Raw genomic sequence first — 19184 nt, forward strand, 5'->3', positions numbered from 1 at the left:
ATTAGCTGGCCGCGGTGACAGTTAAGGCACTACCGCGCGCTCCGATCGGGGCGTGGCGAGGGGATTTAATATCGGCCATGACCAATCCCACACATTCGGTGACGCTGCTGACGAGATCGGGCTGCGGGCTCTGCGTTACCGCGTTCGAGCAACTCCGGGCGATCTGCGCCGATTTCGACATCGAGCCGTCGACCGTCGACGTCGACGAAGCCGCCGGAACCGACCCTGGCCTGCGCGCGGAGTACGGCGACCGGCTTCCCGTCGTGCTTTTGGACGGCCGTGAGCACAGCTATTTCGATGTCGACGAGCCCCGATTGCGGGCCGACTTGACTCGCTGAGCGATTGCTGATCCGGCGCGATTCCGCCGCGCTGCTGGTCGCGGCGGAAAATGAGGCCAAATTCACCGACTTTGTGAAGGGGTGCACAAGCGGTTACGGTGGTGGCACGCGACCCGCTCGCCGAGGCTGCGGATCCACCGCGTAATGAACCCAGCATTCCGAATACTTCGACCATGGCACCGGACCGCCCCGGGCACGAGGTCGAACGACGAACCGGACCTCGCCGGAGGCCGGAACGAGGAGCCGACGACGTGACAGAGCAGCATGAGGCGCCGAGTGGCGTCTCCGGCAGGGCTCTGCAGAAGGACATCCCCCAAGCCACCGTGGCGCGGCTGGCCACCTATCTCCGGGTCCTGGCCATGTTGGCCGACGACGGTGTTGCCATCGTATCGAGTGAGGAACTGGCTGTCGCGGCGGGTGTCAATTCGGCCAAGTTGCGCAAGGACCTTTCCTTCCTCGGCCCCAACGGTGTTCGGGGTGTCGGCTATGACGTCGCCAAGTTGCGCACCAGGATCGAGGATGTGCTCGGGCTCTCGCAGGGACATCGGGTGGTACTGGTCGGCGCCGGAAATCTGGGCCGGGCCCTGGTGGGCTACGGCGGGTTCCGGCGGCGCGGCTTCACCGTGGTCGGCATGTTCGACAGCCACCCCGAGGTGATCGGCCGGTCGGTCGCCGGTCTGGTGGTGCGCGATGTCGCGGATCTGGCCCCGGCCATCGAGGCTTTGAAGCCGACCATCGCGGTGATCACGGTGCCCGACGACGCGGCACAGGACGTTTGCGATCTGCTGGTCGCCTCCGGGCTGCAGTCGATTCTGAGCTTTGCTCCGTGTGAGCTGACCGCACCGGAGACGGTGGAGGTGCGCCGGGTCGATCTGGCGGTCGAGTTGCAGATGCTGTCCTTCGAGACCGCACGCAACGCGCCGCCGCTGCCCGAGGTCGCGCACGCCGTTTCCGGCCGCATCGCCCACCGCGCGCCCGCGCACACTGCTGCCGGGCACCCGGCGCTCAAGCACTCGACATCCTCGCATTCGGCAACGGAGCCATCCAGCAAGGGATCGGTGGTCACACCATGAGTGAGCGTAGCGAACGAATCATGTGCCAGCGCGCAATGCGCATGACGCGGCCGAGCGCCGGCGAGGCGGAGTCATGAGCATTCTTCTAGTCGGGATTTCGCATCGCAGCGCGCCCGTCTCGATTCTGGAGAAGGTCGCGATCACCGACGCGGACCGGCCGAAACTGATCGATCGAATGCTCACCTCCAGCCATGTGTCCGAGGCGATGATCGTCTCCACCTGCAACCGCGTCGAGGTCTACGCCGTGGTGGACGCGTTCCACGGCGGCCTGGCCGAAGTCGGCGATTTGCTGACCAAACATTCCGGCCTCCCGCTGCCGGATCTGACCAAGCACGCCTACGTCCGCTACAGCGAGGCCGCCGCCGAACACCTGTTCGCGGTGGCCAGCGGCCTGGATTCGATGGTGATCGGCGAGCAGCAAGTGCTCAGCCAGATCCGTGGCGCCTATGCTTCCGCCGACGCTCAGCAGGCGGTCGGGCGGACCCTGCACGAACTCGCGCAGCACGCACTGCGCGTCGGCAAGCGGGTGCATTCGGAGACCGGTATCGACCGGGCCGGTGCGTCGGTGGTTTCGGTGGCGCTGGATCGGGCACAGCATGTGCTCGGCCCGCTCGCCGGGCAGACTGCAGTCGTGCTGGGAGCCGGGGCGATGGGCGGGCTCGCGGTCGCGCACCTGTCGCGGGCGGGCATCGGCCGCATCATCGTCGTGAATCGCACGTCGGCCCGGGCCAAGCGGCTCGCCGCGACCGCGCGCAGTCACGGTGTCGAGGCTCATTCGATGGAACTGTCGCGCCTGACCGAGGCGATGGCGGCCGCGGATGTCGTCATCACCTGTACCGGCGCGGTCGGCGCGGTGGTGACGCTGGCCGATACCCATCGCGCACTCGCCGAACGCGAGCGCGCCAGCCAGGTGGAACGGCCGTTGGTGTTCTGCGATCTCGGTCTGCCGCGCGATGTCGAACACGCCGTGGCCGGACTGCCCGGCGTCACCGTCATCGATATCGAGACATTGCAGCGCGATCCGGCGGCCGGTGCGGCCGCCGACGATACCGCCGCCGCCCGCTCGATCGTCGCCGACGAACTCGCGAAATACCTTGCAGGTCAGCGCATGGCGGAAGTCACCCCGACCGTTGCCGCATTGCGGCAGCGCGCGGCCGAGGTGGTCGAGGCCGAATTGCTGCGGCTGGATTCCCGGCTGCCCAGACTGGCTGATCCAGAACGTGACGAGGTGGCGCGCACCGTGCGTCGCGTGGTGGACAAGTTGCTCCACGCGCCGACGGTGCGCGTCAAACAGTTGGCCTCCACCCCGGGCGGCGACACCTACGCCGAGGCGCTGCGAGAGCTGTTCGAGCTCAAACCGGGTGCGGCGCAAGCAGTTGCGGCTCCGATGGAACTGAGTTCGATCAGCGACGAGCATACGGCGATCCGCTTCCTCGGCGATGTTTCGGTCGATCCGGAAGTGATCGTCGGCGGCAGCGAGATCGCACTGGCCGACGACTTCACCGCCGGACACCGCGGCGAAGAACAGGGGCAGACGGCATGACAGTTGTGCAGGAAGAGGAGAACGTGACCGCAGGCAGCATTCGCGTGCCGTGGCGGATCGGCACCAGAGGCAGTTTGCTCGCCGTCACCCAGGCGGGCACTATCCGCGACAACCTGATCGCGGCCGGACACGATGCGGAGCTGGTGGTTGTCAAGACCGCGGGCGATCTGTCCTCGGATCCGGTACAGCAGATCGGTGTCGGCGTCTTCACCTCGGCACTGCGCGACGAACTCGCCGCCGGGAATATCGATATCGCGGTGCATTCGTACAAAGACCTGCCGACCGCACAGGATCCGCGTTTCACCATCGCCGCCATCCCGCCCCGCGAGGATCCGCGCGACGCACTGGTGGCGCGCGACGGTCTGGTGCTCGGTGAACTTCCCGCCGGTGCCAAGGTCGGCACCTCCGCACCGCGCCGCGCGGCCCAGTTGCGTGCTCTCGGACTCGGCCTGGACATCGTGCCGCTACGTGGCAATCTCGACACCCGGCTGCGCAAGGTCAGCGAGGGCGAGTTGGACGCGGTCGTGGTGGCCAGGGCCGGACTGGCCAGAATCGGCCGGCTCGACGTGGTCACCGAGGCGCTGGAGCCGGTGCAGATGTTGCCCGCGCCCGCACAGGGTGCGTTGGCTGTCGAATGCCGCAGCGATGACAGCGAACTCATCAAGGCGCTGACCGAACTCGACGACGCCGCGACCCGTGCGTCCGTCATTGCCGAACGGTCGCTGCTGGCCGAACTGGAGGCCGGTTGCACCGTGCCGATCGGCGCGATCGCCGAGGTCGTCGAATCGCTCGACGATGACGGCAGAATTGTCGACGAACTCTCGCTTCGCGGTTGCGCGGCGGCCGTCGACGGCTCCGATGTATTGCGAGCCTCCGTGGTCGGCGCTCCCGCGCGCGCTGCGGAGCTCGGCCGCGAGTTGGCCCGGGAACTGCTCGATCTGGGCGCCCGTGAGTTGCTCAGCACGCCGGAAGCAGCGGTTAGTCCGCCCACTGACTTTTCCAATTCCAGCCCAATGGAGAACAGCCAATGAGCCGAGCACACAAGAAGCATCCAGGACGGATCCTGTTTGTCGGGTCGGGGCCCGGCGACGCCGCACTGCTGACAGTGCGTGCGCGCGAGGTGCTGGGGCGGGCGACATTGGCATTCACCGATCCCGATGTCGACAAGGGCGTGCTCGCCCTGATCGGTATCGCGGTCGAGCCGGGCGAGGACGGTGAACGCCCGGTCGACGTGCGGCCCGCGCTCGGCGACCCCGCCGAGGTGGCCAAGACACTGATCGCCGAGGCCCGCGGTGGCCACGACGTCGTCCGGGTGGTCGCGGGTGATCCGCTGACGACCGATTCGGTGATCGCCGAGGTCAATGCGGTGACGCGCTCGCATATGGTCTTCGAGGTGCTGCCGGGGCTGCCCAATGGTTCCGCGGTGCCGAGTTTCGCCGGTATCGCGCTCGGCTCCGGGCATACCGAGGCCGATGTACGCGGTGAGGTCGACTGGGCCGCACTGGCCGCCGCGCCCGGCCCGCTGGTGCTTTCGGCGACCTCGGGTCATCTGGCCGAAACCGCGAGTGCGCTGGTCGAACACGGTATGGCGCCGCAGACCCCGGTCGCGGTGACGGTGCGCGGCACCACCCGGCAGCAGCGCACCATCGAGGCCACCCTGGCCACGCTCAACAGTGCGGCCTCCGAATTGGTCGGCCCGCTGGTGGTGACCATCGGCAAGGTGGTCGCACAGCGGTCGAAGATGTCGTGGTGGGAGTCGCGAGCGCTGTACGGCTGGACCGTGCTGGTGCCGCGCACCAAGGAGCAGGCATCCGAGATGAGCGAGCGACTGGTCACCCACGGCGCCATCCCGATGGAGGTGCCGACCATCGCGGTCGAGCCGCCGCGCAGCCCGGCGCAGATGGAGCGCGCGGTCAAGGGGCTGGTCGACGGCCGCTACCAGTGGGTGGTATTCACCTCCACCAATGCGGTGCGCGCGGTGTGGGAGAAGTTCGCCGAATTCGGTTTGGACGCCCGGGCCTTCTCCGGTGTGAAGATCGCCTGCGTGGGCGAGGCCACCGCGGACAAGGTGCGCTCGTTCGGCATCAACCCGGAGCTGGTCCCGAGTGGCGAACAGTCCTCCGAGGGTCTGCTCGCCGACTTCCCGCCCTACGACGACGTTTTCGACCCGGTGAACCGAGTCCTGTTGCCGCGCGCGGATATCGCCACCGAAACCCTGGCCGAGGGTCTGCGCGACCGTGGCTGGGAAATCGATGACGTGACGGCCTACCGCACGGTGCGCGCCTCGCCGCCGCCCGCCGAGACCCGCGAGATGATCAAGACCGGTGGCTTCGACGCGGTGCTGTTCACCTCGTCCTCCACGGTCCGCAATCTGGTCGGTATCGCGGGTAAGCCGCACGCGCGCACCATCGTTGCGTGCATCGGCCCGAAGACCGCCGAGACGGCCATCGAATTCGGTCTGCGCGTGGATGTGCAGCCGGAGGTCGCCCAGGTCGGTCCGCTGGTGGAGGCGCTGGCCGAGCATGCGGCCCGCTTGCGCGCCGAGGGCCTGCTGCCCCCGCCGCGCAAGAAGAGCCGCCGCAGCCGCTAGACATCCGTTGGCCTACCCGGTTGGGCGGCGAGAGTGCAGGCTGTTTCGAGCGACCTGCAAGCAGTCGCCAGCGCCGGCTCCCTCGCCGCACAACCGTCGAGCTCCGTTGATCAGCGGCTGTAGCGCATCAGGGTCCGCACCAAACGGCAGGTGGTGTCGGACGGCGGGCGGATATCGATGAGTTCGGCTGTGCGCCGGATCCTTTCGTTGCTGGCTTGGCTCGGCAGATAGATCCCGGAGTCCAGCAGGGCGATGGTCAGGCGCATCGCCTTGAGTCGCCGATTGTGCGAGATGTACCACTTGCGCGGCCGCCCGGCGGGCAGCGGTCGCTTCTGCAGCGGAACATAGGGTCGATCGATAATCTTCGACTTCGGTGCGGTACTGGGCACGGTGGCGTCCTCCCGTCGCAATCGGGAATCTGGCGCGATTCCCTCGAACACACCTTCGATTTTACTCCTGCCCACCGACAAAAACGCCTGCCCACAAGGCCTTTCGTGCGCTGCGGGCAACCTCGCGGTGATCCGGGCAGTCCGTGTTCGCACGGGGCACTCCGGGCCCCTGGTGCCCGGGTGCGAGAGGGGGCAGGACCGTGAAACGGGTGCCCGGCTCGCTGCGGTCAGAGTTCGTGGAGGAGTTCGAGCGCTTGGGGATGGCGTAGGGTGGCGGCGCGCTCGAGCCAGTAGCGGGCGTCTTTGTGCGCCTTGGCTTTTGCCGCGGCGGCCGCAGCCGGGTTGTCCGTGTGCACGGGTTGTTCGCGCAGGAATCGCGCGAGCTGGAACATCGAATCGGCATCTCCTGCTTCGGCGCCGCGGCGCAACCACCGCTCGCCCTCGACGCAGTCGCCGTGGTCGAGGAAGATCGCGCCGAGTACGGCCATGGCATCGTCGCGACCGCGCCGGACCGCTTCGGTCAGCAGCGTGACCGCCCTTTCGGTTGCACCGTCGCGCGCCAGATATACGCCGAGAGTGCGCATGGCCGTTGGACTTCCGGCGCGCACCGCCCGCTCGTACCAATGCCGCGCCTCATTGTCGACACCGCGCCGACTCGCGACAACACCCATATTGCACAGCGCTTCCGGCAGCCCGTCCTCGGCCGCGGGCAGGAACCACAGCTCGGCGGCGTCGAGATTTCCGCGCTCCAGATACAACGTGCCCAACTGCTGATCAGCCCCCGGACAACCCGCCGCGATCGCGAACTCCAGCCACCGAATCGCATCCGAGATCCGACCATCGGCCGCGAGCAATGCGCCGAGCCCTGCCATGGCCGGTCCGCTGCCTAGAGCGGCGGCGCGGCGGAACCATTGCTCGGCCTCCGTCGTCTCACCAGCCTCGGATAACCGCTGCGCCAACTGCACGATCACGCCCGGATCCCCGCCGCGCGCCAGTCGCCGCAGACCGGCCCAATCGGTGCGTCGCGGCGGCGGCGTCGCGAATTCTGTCATCGCGTACTCCTGGAACACGACCGGCCACTCCCCACCATCATCCGCCCCTCGCACCGCACCCTTCGAGCGCTGGTAAATCCCCGGCGACCGCCGGGTGGCCCGCAGTGTCGCGCAGCGGGCTTATCGAATCCTCGAGACACCCTTAACTGGGACGACGGGCCCCCTGATCCATTGGCGTACCCGCCGCTTGCGACTCGTATTCCGGCCGGGCGTATCGTGCGGTTATGACCGGATTGGACCGCCCGCGGCGGTTGCGCCGTACCCCCGCCCTGCGTCGTCTCGTGGCCGAAACAACTCTCGAGCCACGGCAATTGGTACTGCCGATGTTCGTCGCCGACGGACTGGACGAGCCGCGCGAGATCGGCTCCATGCCGGGCGTGCTGCAGCATTCGATGGATTCGCTGCGCAAGGCGGCGGTCGAGGCGGTCACCGCGGGTGTGGGCGGGCTCATGCTCTTCGGTGTGCCGCGGCCCGAGGACAAGGACGCCACGGGCAGCAAGGCCAGCGATCCCGACGGCATTCTCAACCGTGGGCTGCGCGCGCTCGCCGACGAGGTCGGCGATTCGACGGTGGTCATGGCAGATACCTGTCTCGACGAATTCACCGATCACGGGCACTGCGGCGTGCTGTCCGCGGACGGTGCCGTCGATAACGACGCCACCCTGCACCGCTACGTGGAGATGGCGCTCGCGCAGGCCGAAGCCGGTGCGGATCTGCTCGGTACCAGCGGCATGATGGACGGTCAGGTCGGCGCGATCCGGCGCGGCCTGGACGCGGTGGGGCGCACCGATACCGGCATCCTCGCCTACGCGGCGAAGTACGCCTCGGCGTTCTACGGTCCGTTCCGCGAGGCGGTCGCCTCCTCGCTGGAAGGGGATCGGCGCAGTTACCAGCAGGATCCGGCAAACCGTCGCGAGGCGATCCGGGAACTGCAACTGGATCTGGCCGAGGGCGCGGACATCGTGATGGTCAAGCCCGCCATGTCGTATCTGGACATCCTGCGCGATGTCGCCGACCAATCGACGGTGCCGGTGGCCGCATATCAGATCTCGGGTGAATACGCGATGATCACCGCCGCCGCCCAGCGCGGCTGGATCGACCGCCGCGCCGCCATCCTGGAATCGCTGATCGGCATCCGCCGGGCCGGCGCGGATATGGTGCTCACCTACTGGGCGACCGAGGCCGCGCACTGGCTGTCGTGACGAATCCGCCCAGACCCGAGGCGCCGGGTTCGGAGTCCGGCGGTCCGAGGTCGGTCGAGTCGGAATCGGTGAGCCTGGAATCGCCCACAGCGCAGTCATCCTCCGAGCCGGGGTCGAAGTCGCCGGACCGTGAGTCGGGTGGGACGGAGTCGCTTGGTTCGAATCCGCACGAGTCGGATACGCCGGGACCGGACCCAGCATCATTGCCGGAGGGCGCATCTCCAACCGAGGCGGATCTGCCTGGACCGCAGGGTACCGAGCCGACCGGGGCGTGGTCGCAGGGAGCCGAGGCGCCCGAGACGGCTGATTCGAATCCGCACGGCGCAACTCCGGCGGGTGTGCATGCGCACGGCCCGAGTCCGGCGGCAGCGCATCCACCCGGACGGTATCCGCAGGGTGCGATTCCGCCGATGCCGTATCGACCGATGCCGTATCCACCGGGGATGTATCCACCGATGCCGCACCCGCGCGGGCCTGTTGTCGGGCCGCCGCGGCCGGAACCGCCGGAGGATATTCGGACGGCGCGGCAATTGTGGTGGGGCGTAATCGGATTCGGCATTCTGCAGATGCTCGGCTCGGTTGTCGCGGCGTTTCAGCAGCGCAAGGATTTCGCGCAGAAGATGTTCGACCAGGTGCATGTCGGCGATCCGAATTTCACGATGGCCAATGCGGAGCTGATGGTCTCGTTGGCCTTCGTGGTCGCTGTGGTGATCGGGTTGGCGCTGGCCGCGTTCGCCTTGCTTTTCGTGCACCAGTTCGTGCGCGGAAAGCTGTGGGCACGGACGCTTTTGACTGCCGTGGGCGTCTGGTTGGTGCTGGTCGCGGTCGGCACACTGTTCGCGCTGGAAGCGGTGACCGGAGCGGCCTCGCTGGTAGCGGGTGCGGCGGCGATCGTGCAGGGTGTGCTGGCGGCGGGTGCGGTGTATCTGAGTCACCGTCCGGACTCGACCGCGTACTTCCAGATGAATCGCAGGTGAACGAAGGCTGGAGCCATCCGCGAGTTTGTCAAGAAATCGGCAGCATGTATCGTGAGGGTTGTCACAGAGGACATGGGAACCGGAAGTCATTTGTTACACGTTGTCTTACGTTTTGTAAGTACGTCGACCAGATGGCTCCGGGAGATCGGAGGCATCGATGCGAGTGGTGATCCAACAGCCGCAGAGCATTCGACGAGATCTGCTTGTACTGAGCCTGCTGGTCCTGTTCGCGTTGGTCACCGTCGCGCTGCTGATCCTGCCCGGCGCGGTCGGCTGATCCGGGACCGGATGTCGATTCCGGTCGCCGTGCTCGGCTGGCCTTTTCGAGCGACGGGCAAGCAGTCGCCAGCGCCTGGGAGCATGGTGTGACGGATTCCGCGGATGGCGCGACCATCCTGTTCGCCGAACCGGGCGCGCGCTGGCGTTCGGTGGCATACGGGCCGTTGCTGTGTCTGATCGTGCTGATTCTGGAATTGGTGACCGCTGATCAGGTGCACTGGTTCGCTCTCATTTTCTGTGCCGCGCTGATCGCGGGTTTCGTTGTGCTGCAGGTGATCGCGGGGCAGCGGCATGTGAGTGTCGAGCTGACCCCCGGTACGCTGCGCGAGGGCACCGAGACCCTGTCGCTGGCGTCCATCGCTGCGGTGCTGCCCGAGCGGGACGAAGACTCCTGGGACGATGAGGATTGGGAATCAGCGCGCTCGCTCGGCGAATTGAGCGGGGTGCCACGCAGGCGCAAGGGCATCGGGCTGCGGCTCGCCGGTGGTGAACTGGTGCAGGCGTGGGCGAAGGATCACCGCGGACTGCGGGCCGCGCTCACCGAAGCGCTCGGCAACACCGATGCCGACCTGCCCACGCGGACCGAGGAAACCGAAGACAGCGAGAACGGAGCGGATCGTTGACGCGCTTGATTGCGCTCGGTGACCGGATGCTTCCGGCATTGGTCGAGTTGACGCTCGCGCTGGGGTGCGCGGTTCTCGCGGTGGTGAGTTGGCGCAACGGGCTGATCACCACCTCCTTCGCGCCGTCGGGTGACGTGCCCGGCTTCGATTCCACCCGCTACAGCGCTCCGTGGTTGGTGCTCGCCGCTTTTCTGGTCATGGTGGCCGGCGTGCTCGCGATCGATGCCGTCGCGCGCACGGTGCGTGCCGTGCGTTCGCGCTGAACCAGGGCAATCACCGGCGATCCGCATAGCCGCACCAGTTTGTTCGCGAATTTCGCGGGAACATCGCAGGCATGATGCCGACAATCCCATCGTTTTCGCTACTGAATCTGCTGCCGGTTCCGTTGGCCTGTCTGCTGACAACCGGTTTCGTCGGGCTCTGCTTGGGCGTTACTTCGTAGCGCGGAACCCTGGGCGCACCGGCGATCCGAGACGTGCCCTGGCGCATCGGCCGCGACTGCACTACCGTGCAAGTGCCGCGCCGCGAGGTGCAACGGTCGGCATCCAGTGAATACTGTTGAGGCCGTTATGCTTTCGGCCGGTATCCGAATTGTGTCGACTGGGAGAAATGCTTGTGATTCGTTTTGCCGGGAAAGTGTGCGCGGCGGTCGTCGTGGCGGCCGCGATCGGTGCGGCGCCCGCATGGGCCGCGCCGGGACTGCCGCTGGAGCCCACTGCCCAGACCGACACTCAGACCGAGGTAGCCCAGCCCGCGCCGATCTTCGTGCCCGATTCGGGTTCGGCCGGTGTGTACAACAACTTCATGTGCCAGCTGCACACCATCTCGGCCTCGGTGCCGTGCATGTACACCTGAGTTCGCTCACCCCCGCTGGCTGCCGACCCTCTAGTCCCAACTCTGATAGATGTCGAGCGTGCGGCCGTCCCTGGTGCCCGGCGCGTTGAGGTACACGGTGACGGTGCCGTCCGGATGCCTGGCCGCCTCCATGATGACCTGGCGCAATGAGGCATGCACTCCGCCGTTCTCGTCGCGGTAGATCTCGGTGTCACTCTTCAGTCCGGCGCCGATCCGGTTGAGCGGCACCACCATGGTGACCAATGCGGGCAGTGGTCCGTCGCCGAGGGCCGTGGTCTCCGCGTGATCCAGATGCAGCCCGATCCGGTCGGGCTGGCTGACCGGATCCGCGGCGGCTGCGGTCCCGGTGCCGACGGTGACGGCGGCGGCGACCGCGGCGAAGATCGTGGCGCTGATGACGGCGAACCGCATTGGACCCTCCCGATGGGTAGATGGTGCGACGACCCACCGAGATTACGCATCGGTAATCGGTCGGCGACCGATATCGGCCGCAACCATGATCGGCGTGTTGCGCAGAACCGACTGCGGTGCGTGCGGTCTGCGTCACTCGACTACACCCTGTCGTCGACTCCTTCCAATCGGGCTGAGACACTGGACGTCGTGAGTTCTTCTCCGCGCGTGACCAGGGCATCGGTGCCGGTCTCGGCTCAGCTCTTCGACCGGGCCGCTTCGGTGATTCCGGGTGGTGTGAATTCGCCGGTGCGGGCCTTCAAGTCCGTCGGTGGCACACCGCGATTCATCGCATCGGCCAAGGGCTGCACACTCATCGATGTCGACGGCAACGAGTATGTCGACCTGGTGTGTTCCTGGGGTCCGATGATTCTCGGCCACGCGCATCCCGAGGTGGTCGAGGCGGTGCAGCGCGCGGCCGTCGGCGGACTGTCCTTCGGCGCGCCGACCGAAGCCGAGATCGAACTCGCCGAGCTCATCGCCGAGCGGGTGGCGCCGGTGGACCGGGTCCGCCTGGTCAACTCCGGCACCGAGGCCACCATGAGCGCGGTCCGGCTGGCCCGCGGCTACACCGGTCGCACCAAGATCATCAAGTTTTCGGGTTGCTACCACGGCCATGTGGACGCACTCCTCGCCGACGCCGGATCCGGTGTCGCGACCCTCGGCCTGCCGACCTCGCCCGGTGTCACCGGCGCGCAGGCGGGCGACACCATCGTGCTGCCGTACAACGACATCGAGGCCGTTGCCGCCGCGTTCGCCGCGCATCCGGGTGAAATCGCGTGTGTGATCACCGAGGCGGCCGCGGGCAATATGGGTGCGGTCGCACCGCTGCCCGGTTTCAACGAGGGTCTGCGCAAGCTGACCGCCGACGACGGCGCGCTGCTGATCATGGACGAGGTGATGACCGGATTCCGGGTGAGCCGGTCCGGCTGGTTCGGCCGCGACGGTGTCGCCGGTGACCTCTATACCTTCGGCAAGGTGATGAGCGGTGGGCTGCCTGCCGCCGCGTTCGGCGGTCGCGCCGAGATCATGAATCACCTTGCGCCGCTTGGCCCGGTCTATCAGGCGGGCACCCTTTCCGGGAACCCGGTCGCCGTCGCCGCCGGCCTCGCCTCGCTCCGCGCGGCCGATGACGCGGTGTACGCCGCACTCGATCGCAATGCCGAGCGGCTGGGCGGCTTGTTCACCGAGGCGCTCGGTGCCGCCGGGGTCGAGCATCAGGTCCAGTTCGCGGGCAATATGGTGAGCGTGTTCTTCGCCGACCGTCCGGTCACCGACTACGCCGCCGCTAAAGCCAGCCAGACCTGGCGTTTCCCCGCTTTCTTCCACGCACTGCTCGACGGCGGTGTGTACGCGCCGCCGAGCGCGTTCGAAGCATGGTTCGTCTCCGCGGCGCTCGACGAGGACGCATTCGACCGTATCGCCGCCGCCCTGCCCGCCGCCGCACATGCGGCCGCGGCCGCCACCCCCGAAGGATCCCGCGCGTGAGTTCCGACCAGCCAGATTCAGAAATGCGCGAACTACCAGATATCCCTGTCGACAGCGCGGAAACGGCCGCCCTCGCCGGTGAGTCCGATGCCGCTGCGCCGGTCGACGCGGTCGAGGACGACACCGTCGAGACCATCGTGCACGTGCTGCGGCACGGCGAGGTACACAACCCGAAGGGCATTCTCTACGGTCGCCTGCCCGGATTCAGCCTGTCGGTGACCGGTCGCGCGCAGGCCGGTGCGGTGGCGCGGTCGCTGGCCGACCACGACATCGCGGTGGTGATCGCCTCGCCGCTGCAGCGTGCGCAGGAGACCGCCGAGCCGATCGCGCGTCAGCACGGGCTGCTCGTGCGCACCGACGAGAACCTGATCGAGGCCGGTAATACCTTCGAGGGCCTGCGGGTTTCGGTCGGCGACGGTGCGCTGCGCAAGCCGAGGCACTGGTGGAAGCTGCGCGATCCGTTCACCCCGTCCTGGGGCGAGCCGTATCTGCAGATCGCGCACCGCATGCTGGCCGCGGTCAATAAGGCCAGGGTCGAGGCGGCCGGACACGAGGCGGTGCTGGTCTCGCATCAGCTGCCGGTCTGGACGCTGCGGCGGTTCCTGCAGGGCCAGCGGCTCTGGCACGATCCGCGGCATCGGCAGTGCTCGCTCGCCTCGCTGACCTCGCTGGTCTACCAGGGCGACACCCTCGTCGACATCGTCTACTCCGAGCCCGCAGGCGGTTCGGATCCCACGGTGCACGGCGCATGAGAACTTCTTCCCGGCCGTCGGCCCGGCGTTTCACGTCGGTCCTGCTCGCGTGCGTGGCCCTGGTGGCCGCGCTCGCGGGTTGTTCGACCGGGAAGGATGCGGTGGCCTCCGGCGGTACGTTCGAATTCGTCTCGCCCGGTGGCAAAACCGATATTTTCTACGATCCGCCCGCCGCGCGTGGCACCATCGGCAAGCTCGCCGGGCCGGATCTGATGACCTCGGGCAAGACCACCTCGGTCGCCGACTTCCCGGACAAGGTAGTCGTGCTCAATCTGTGGGGGCAGTGGTGCGGGCCGTGCCGCGCCGAGGCGCCCGCGCTCGAAAGGGTCTACGAGGCAACCAAGGACAGGGGCGTCGTCTTTCTCGGCATCAATGTCCGTGATTTTCAGCAGGACAAGGCGCAGGACTTCGTCGTCGACAACAAGGTCGGTTATCCGTCCGTCTACGACCCGTCCATGCGCACCCTGCTCGCGCTCGGCGGCAACTTCCCGACCAGTGTCATTCCCACCACACTGGTGCTGGATCGGCAACATCGGGTCGCCGCTGTCTTCCTCCGCTCGCTCTTGGCGGAAGACCTCCAACCAGTTGTCGAACGCATTGCCGCGGAAGGTTCGCAGTGACCCCGCCCAAGCCGTCCGGCCCATGTCGTAATTACGTCCCGCTCGATAGCGAGCGGTAGGAAAGGTGCAATCGTGAATCGCGATCGCCGTACTCGTAGCCCGCGTGCCTGTCGCCCGCGGCAGGCCGCCCGTCTCGTTCGCGGTGTCTGGACGGTCGATGACCGGTGGGTCGGCGTTGCCGCCGTGCCACGCAGCGCCGCAGCCGATTCCATGATGGACTTCGCGCCGGAGGCCGCGCCGGTGCCCGAGCGAGCGGATCGACCCCCGGTGGAGACCGACTGATGGTGCTTGCCGCAGTAGGTGATTCGTTCCAGCAGACGGCGGCGACGGGGCCGCTGTTATTGGCGCTCGGCGCATGCGTATTGGCCGGACTGGTCTCGTTCGCCTCGCCGTGTGTGGTGCCGCTGGTGCCGGGTTACCTGTCCTATCTGGCCGGGCTGGTCGGCGCCGAGGCGCCGCCCGCCACCGCAACGCAGGCCAAAAGCCTTGGCGGCACAGCGGTTTCGGTCGATCGGGCTGCGGCACGTACGGGCCGGATCCGAGTGGCCGGTGCGGCCGGTTTGTTCGTCGGGGGCTTCACCGTGGTGTTCGTGCTCGCCACCGCAACGGTTTTCGGCGTCATCCAGACCCTGAACGTGAATCGTGAACTGCTGCAACGGGTCGGCGGTGTGGTCACCATCCTGATGGGTCTGGTGTTCATCGGCCTGGTCCCCGCGTTGCAGCGCGATACGCGGATGGAGCCGCGCAGGCTCACCGGTATTCTGGGCGCTCCGCTGCTCGGTGCGGTCTTCGCGCTGGGTTGGACGCCGTGCCTCGGGCCGACGCTGTCCGGGGTGATGGCCGTTTCGGCGGGGACCGAGGGCACGACGGCCGTGCGCGGCGTCGCGCTGATCGTCGCCTATTGCCTCGGCCTCGGACTGCCGTTCGTGATCCTGGCCTTCGGGTCGGCGAGTGCGTTGCGCGGGGTCGGTTGGCTGCGGCGCAATTCGCGCACCATTCAGATCATCGGGGGCATATTGCTCGTCGCGGTCGGGATCGCGCTGGTCACGGGGGCGTGGGACCAGTTCGTCGCCTGGGTGCGCGACGGGTTCGTTTCCGAGGTGACGCTGCCGATATGACCGTGATCGACAGACCCGAGGCGCCGGTGACGCAGCCGAAGCAGTCCCCGGTCGGGCGTGCCTGGGCGCTCGTGCGCAATGCTTGGCGTGGGCTCACCAGTATGCGCACCGCGCTGGTATTGCTGTTCCTGCTGGCCCTGGGCGCGATTCCGGGTGCACTGCTGCCGCAGCGAAATCTCAACGAGGGCAAGGTCGACCAGTACATCGCCGACCGCCCGACGCTCGGACCGTGGATGGACCGGTTCCAGCTGTTCGACGTGTTCTCCAGCTTCTGGTTCACGGCAATCTATGCGCTGCTGTTCATATCGCTCGTCGGCTGCATTCTGCCGCGGTGCCTGGATCACTATCGCGCGCTGCGTACGCCACCGGTCCGGGTGCCGCGCAACCTGTCGCGGCTGCCGCATCATTACTCCGAAACGATCGATGGCACTCCGGACGCCGCGCTCGAGCACGCTCGAAAAGAGTTGCGCGGCTGGCGGACCGAAGTGCGCGACGGTACTCGTGCAGGGGAGATCACCCTCTCCGCGGAGAAGGGGTACACCCGCGAACTCGGCAACCTCGTGTTCCACCTGGCCCTGGTCGGGCTGCTCGTCGCGATCGCGGTCGGCAAGCTGTTCGGTTACGAGGGCAGCGTGATCGTCATCGCGAACAACGGGCCCGGCTTCTGCACCACCTCGCCCGCCGTCTTCGACTCGTTCAAGGCGGGCAATATCAACGACGGCACCGGTATGGCGCCATTGTGCGTGCGGGTCAAGGACTTCAAGGCCGATTACCTGCAGAACGGTCAGGCCGAGATGTTCACCTCGCATATCGAATATCAGGCAGGCGGCGATCTGCAGAGCGATACCTGGCGTGATGCGCAGATCCAGGTGAACCATCCGCTGCGCGTCTCGGGGGACCGGCTGTATCTGCAGGGCCACGGTTACGCGCCGACGTTCACGGTCACCTTCCCGAACGGCCAGACCCGAACCGAGACCATCCAGTGGCGGCCCGACAATGCGCAGACCTTCCTGTCCAGCGGTGTGCTGCGGATCGATCCGCCCGGCGGCATGTACGCGACCGACGAGGAGCGCCGCAAGAACCAGATCGCCATCGAGGGTCTGTTCGCGCCGACCGCGTTACTGCACGGCAGCCTGCTGACCTCCTCGTTCCCGACCATGAACGATCCGGCCGTCGCGGTGGACATCTATCGCGGCGATACCGGCCTCGATACCGGTAAGCCGCAGTCGCTGTTCGCGCTGGATCCCGAGCAGGTAAAGCAGGGGCGACTGACCAAGGAGGCCAGGGTCAACCTGCGGCCCGGCGAGTCGTCGACTCTGCCCAATGGCACCAAGGTCACTTTCGACGGTGCGCAGGAATTCGTGAATCTGCAGGTATCCCACGATCCGGCGCAGCAGTGGGTGCTGGTGAGCGCGCTGGCCATGATGGCCGGACTGCTGGTGTCGCTGCTGGTCAAGCGGCGACGCATCTGGATCCGCGTGTACCCGGCCGATGACGAAGCGGGTACCGTTGACAAACGACGCACCGTAGTAGAGATGGGCGGGCTCGCCAGAACCGATCAGGCGGGCTGGGGCAGCGAATTCGATCGTCTGCGCAAGCGCCTGCTCGATGACCGATCCGCCACGGGAGAGTGACCATGCCGATCGACGAGACCATCGCCCAGTACAGCGACCTCGCCTTCAAATCGGCGATCGTCGTGTACGCGCTGGTGCTGGTGCTGCTGATCGCGCAGTACGCGGCGGCGCGGACGCAGAAGGTCGTCGCGCGTGAACTGGTAACCGCAGGCGGTGGTTCCGATCGTCCCGCCGGACCTGGTCGGGTCGAGACGCCGCAGGCCAAGCCGTTCGCCGAACGCGCAGGCAATATGGCGTTCTCCGTGCTGTTCGTCGCCATCGCGCTGCACGTGACCTCGATCGTGTTGCGCGGCTTCGCAACCCACCGCTTTCCGCTCGGCAACATGTACGAATTCGTCACCATGGCGACCGCCGCGGCCGCCGTGGTCGGCATGGTGTTCCTGCGTGAGCAGCGCTACCGCTCGATGTGGGTCTTCCTGCTCGTCCCGATCCTGATCCTGCTGTTCCTGGCCGGCACCTTGCTCTACGCCGACGCGGCACCCGTTGTACCCGCACTGAAGTCGTTCTGGCTGCCCATCCACGTCACCATCGTCAGCATCGGCAGCGGTGTCTTCCTGGTCTCCGGCATTGCCAGCCTGCTGTTCCTCTACCGCCTGCGTCAGCCCGAAGGCACCGAATCCGACAACATCCTCGGCACCATCGCCCGCCGCCTCCCCGACGCCCGCACCCTGGACCGCCTGGCCTACAAAACCACCATCATCGGCTTCCCCCTCTTCGGCGCCGGCGTAATCCTCGGCGCCATCTGGGCCGAAGCCGCCTGGGGCCGCTTCTGGGGCTGGGACCCGAAGGAAACCTGCTCCTTTATCGCCTGGGTCCTGTACGCCGCCTACCTCCACGCCCGCGCAACCTCGGGTTGGCGCGACACCAAGGCCGCGTACATCAATATCGCCGGGTTCGTAGCGATGCTCTTCAACCTCTTCATCATCAACATCGTGATCAGCGGGTTGCACTCGTACGCCGGGCTGAACTAGAGGGTTTACCAGCGGAAATGGGGCGGTGCGCGACACGCCCCGCAGCCTGAACGAGCCGGGCCGGTATCCCACTTATGCTTGCCAAATATTAGCTATGTGGGTCTGTTCATGCGATTTCGCCGCCGCTGATGTACATCCGATTCGAAACGGGATCAGATATGCGCCCTCGATTCGTCGTTATCGCGACCGGTGTGGTCGCGGCCGTCGTGGCTGTGTTCGTGTGGCCCGGCGCCGAGCCGAGCCGAGCCCAACCGCCCGGTGCTGACGTATCCGGTGCCGGGATTCATGTGACGACATCGGTGGAGAACGTCAGAGTGGACCCACCGGGCGACCGGATGCCGAACTTCCTCATGACGTTCGCGCATGCCGCGCAGCTATCCGGCAATTACTCGCTGAACGTGGAGGGCGATGGAGTAGTGTCCGGCCAGGCCGTCGCGGGGTTCCTCCTCGGCTGCGCGCTCACGCTGGACAACGGCTTCACCGTCGGAATCGATCCGAATCAAGGGTTGTTGGCGAGTATTTCCCCCGAATTCAGCCAGTCGAACGCTGCCGCCAGACTGCCGAGTACGGCAGTGAAGCCGGTGTCCACGCCGCAGCCCGCCAGCACCACCTCCCGGAGCGCCGCGACGACCTCCCGGAGTCCCGCGCCCACCTCTCACATTGCTGCGACGACCTCCCAGAGTGCCGCGCCCACCTCTCACATTGCTGTGCCTACCTCTCAGAGTGCTGCGCCTACCTCTCAGAGTGCCGCGACGACTTCTCAGAGTGCCGCCACTACCTCCGAGAGTGCCGCGCCCACTTCTCAGAGTGCCGCGACGACTTCTCAGAGTGCCGCCACTACCTCCGAGAGTGCCGCGCCCACCTCTCAGAGTGCCGCCACTACGTCCCCGAGCGTCGAGACCACGACTCCGAGCGTCGAGACCACGACCCCGAGTGCCCCCAGCGCGAGCCTCGGACCGACCGTCGGCGGCACCCTGGGCTTGACAGAGGTCCTGGAAGCCACGTTGGCGCCGGGCCAGATCACGACCGTCACGACAGTGACGACCAACCTGGACAACAAGACCGTGTTCCCGTACCACTTCATTTTCAACAACGCCGCGTTGAACGTCGGCCAGTGCGCCTCACCGGTATCGGCCGTACCCTTCGTCACCGCCACGGTCAGCACCGCGCTGGAGACGGTGCAGACCTCCGCCTACGGCAGCCAGTTCACCTTCTGATCCGACCAGGGAC

General features: G+C 67.0%; 21 protein-coding genes. 18 read left to right on the top strand and 3 right to left on the bottom strand.

Annotation, left to right across the window (positions count from 1 at the left end; genetic code table 11):
* Window positions 1-77: 77 nt before the first annotated feature.
* From ACQPZ2_RS05590 to ACQPZ2_RS05610, 5 genes are all read left to right on the top strand, one after another.
* Window positions 78-338, top strand: a complete 261-nt coding sequence (locus tag ACQPZ2_RS05590) for a glutaredoxin family protein (RefSeq protein ID WP_063045342.1) — start codon at window positions 78-80, stop codon at window positions 336-338.
* Between the two features lie 251 nt (window positions 339-589).
* On the top strand, window positions 590-1411 hold the full coding sequence (locus tag ACQPZ2_RS05595; RefSeq protein WP_433524603.1) for a redox-sensing transcriptional repressor Rex: 822 nt from the start codon (window positions 590-592) through the stop codon (window positions 1409-1411).
* A 73-nt stretch (window positions 1412-1484) separates the two neighbouring features.
* Complete coding sequence (locus ACQPZ2_RS05600; RefSeq protein ID WP_433524604.1) at window positions 1485-2954, top strand: glutamyl-tRNA reductase; 1470 nt, start codon at window positions 1485-1487, stop codon at window positions 2952-2954.
* Entirely contained in the window at window positions 2951-3985 is a 1035-nt protein-coding gene (gene hemC, locus ACQPZ2_RS05605) for a hydroxymethylbilane synthase (protein ID WP_433524605.1), read from the top strand. Before ACQPZ2_RS05600 ends, hemC begins: the two co-directional genes overlap by 4 nt.
* Window positions 3982-5544, top strand: a complete 1563-nt coding sequence (locus ACQPZ2_RS05610) for a uroporphyrinogen-III synthase (protein ID WP_387294343.1) — start codon at window positions 3982-3984, stop codon at window positions 5542-5544. Before hemC ends, ACQPZ2_RS05610 begins: the two co-directional genes overlap by 4 nt.
* Window positions 5545-5654: 110 nt before the next feature.
* Here ACQPZ2_RS05610 and ACQPZ2_RS05615 read toward each other — a convergent pair whose 3' ends face one another.
* Window positions 5655-5984: a hypothetical protein gene (locus tag ACQPZ2_RS05615; RefSeq protein WP_433524606.1), complete on the bottom strand. Its 330-nt coding sequence runs from the start codon at window positions 5982-5984 to the stop codon at window positions 5655-5657.
* Window positions 5985-6160: 176 nt separating this feature from the next.
* The gene (locus tag ACQPZ2_RS05620; protein ID WP_433524607.1) at window positions 6161-6985 is read right to left on the bottom strand and encodes a tetratricopeptide repeat protein; all 825 of its coding nucleotides are present in this window, start codon (window positions 6983-6985) and stop codon (window positions 6161-6163) included.
* A gap of 224 nt (window positions 6986-7209) precedes the next feature.
* On the opposite strand from ACQPZ2_RS05620, the gene hemB reads away from it, so the two are divergent.
* The 5 genes from hemB to ACQPZ2_RS05645 all read left to right on the top strand — a co-directional run bounded on the left by hemB (window position 7210) and on the right by ACQPZ2_RS05645 (window position 10921).
* Window positions 7210-8187: a porphobilinogen synthase gene (hemB, locus tag ACQPZ2_RS05625; RefSeq protein ID WP_063045350.1), complete on the top strand. Its 978-nt coding sequence runs from the start codon at window positions 7210-7212 to the stop codon at window positions 8185-8187.
* A gap of 455 nt (window positions 8188-8642) precedes the next feature.
* Complete coding sequence (locus ACQPZ2_RS05630) at window positions 8643-9164, top strand: hypothetical protein (protein ID WP_433524608.1); 522 nt, start codon at window positions 8643-8645, stop codon at window positions 9162-9164.
* Window positions 9165-9529: 365 nt separating this feature from the next.
* Window positions 9530-10066 carry a hypothetical protein gene (locus ACQPZ2_RS05635; RefSeq protein WP_433524609.1) on the top strand — a complete coding sequence of 179 codons (537 nt, stop codon included), beginning with the start codon at window positions 9530-9532 and terminating at the stop codon, window positions 10064-10066.
* Complete coding sequence (locus tag ACQPZ2_RS05640; protein ID WP_433524610.1) at window positions 10063-10329, top strand: hypothetical protein; 267 nt, start codon at window positions 10063-10065, stop codon at window positions 10327-10329. Before ACQPZ2_RS05635 ends, ACQPZ2_RS05640 begins: the two co-directional genes overlap by 4 nt.
* 346 nt (window positions 10330-10675) lie before the next feature.
* Window positions 10676-10921 (top strand): hypothetical protein, encoded by a 246-nt coding sequence (locus tag ACQPZ2_RS05645; RefSeq protein ID WP_433524611.1) that lies wholly within the window; start codon window positions 10676-10678, stop codon window positions 10919-10921.
* A gap of 30 nt (window positions 10922-10951) precedes the next feature.
* Here the strand turns inward: ACQPZ2_RS05645 and ACQPZ2_RS05650 are convergent, their stop codons facing one another.
* On the bottom strand, window positions 10952-11332 hold the full coding sequence (locus ACQPZ2_RS05650) for a hypothetical protein (RefSeq protein ID WP_433524612.1): 381 nt from the start codon (window positions 11330-11332) through the stop codon (window positions 10952-10954).
* A 189-nt stretch (window positions 11333-11521) separates the two neighbouring features.
* Here ACQPZ2_RS05650 and hemL point away from each other — a divergent pair, with 189 nt between their 5' ends.
* The 8 genes from hemL (at window position 11522) to ACQPZ2_RS05690 (ending at window position 19171) form a co-directional block, all read left to right on the top strand.
* Entirely contained in the window at window positions 11522-12859 is a 1338-nt protein-coding gene (gene hemL, locus ACQPZ2_RS05655; protein ID WP_433524613.1) for a glutamate-1-semialdehyde 2,1-aminomutase, read from the top strand.
* A complete protein-coding gene (locus tag ACQPZ2_RS05660; protein ID WP_433524614.1) occupies window positions 12856-13611 on the top strand; it encodes a histidine phosphatase family protein in 756 nt (251 codons plus the stop codon). Before hemL ends, ACQPZ2_RS05660 begins: the two co-directional genes overlap by 4 nt.
* Window positions 13608-14231 (top strand): TlpA disulfide reductase family protein, encoded by a 624-nt coding sequence (locus tag ACQPZ2_RS05665; protein WP_433524615.1) that lies wholly within the window; start codon window positions 13608-13610, stop codon window positions 14229-14231. The genes ACQPZ2_RS05660 and ACQPZ2_RS05665 overlap by 4 nt, the downstream gene beginning before the upstream one ends.
* A 72-nt stretch (window positions 14232-14303) precedes the next feature.
* Window positions 14304-14513, top strand: a complete 210-nt coding sequence (locus tag ACQPZ2_RS05670) for a hypothetical protein (protein WP_157124692.1) — start codon at window positions 14304-14306, stop codon at window positions 14511-14513.
* Entirely contained in the window at window positions 14513-15349 is an 837-nt protein-coding gene (locus tag ACQPZ2_RS05675) for a cytochrome c biogenesis CcdA family protein (RefSeq protein ID WP_433524616.1), read from the top strand. The genes ACQPZ2_RS05670 and ACQPZ2_RS05675 overlap by 1 nt, the downstream gene beginning before the upstream one ends.
* A complete protein-coding gene (gene resB / locus ACQPZ2_RS05680; protein WP_433524617.1) occupies window positions 15346-16983 on the top strand; it encodes a cytochrome c biogenesis protein ResB in 1638 nt (545 codons plus the stop codon). Before ACQPZ2_RS05675 ends, resB begins: the two co-directional genes overlap by 4 nt.
* Window positions 16984-16985: 2 nt before the next feature.
* A complete protein-coding gene (ccsB, locus tag ACQPZ2_RS05685) occupies window positions 16986-17954 on the top strand; it encodes a c-type cytochrome biogenesis protein CcsB (RefSeq protein WP_433524618.1) in 969 nt (322 codons plus the stop codon).
* Between the two features lie 158 nt (window positions 17955-18112).
* The gene (locus ACQPZ2_RS05690) at window positions 18113-19171 is read left to right on the top strand and encodes an MspA family porin (protein ID WP_433524619.1); all 1059 of its coding nucleotides are present in this window, start codon (window positions 18113-18115) and stop codon (window positions 19169-19171) included.
* The last annotated feature ends 13 nt before the right edge of the window (window positions 19172-19184 follow it).

It is taken from the genome of Nocardia pseudovaccinii (genome assembly GCF_050942345.1).
GTDB lineage: Bacteria > Actinomycetota > Actinomycetes > Mycobacteriales > Mycobacteriaceae > Nocardia > Nocardia pseudovaccinii.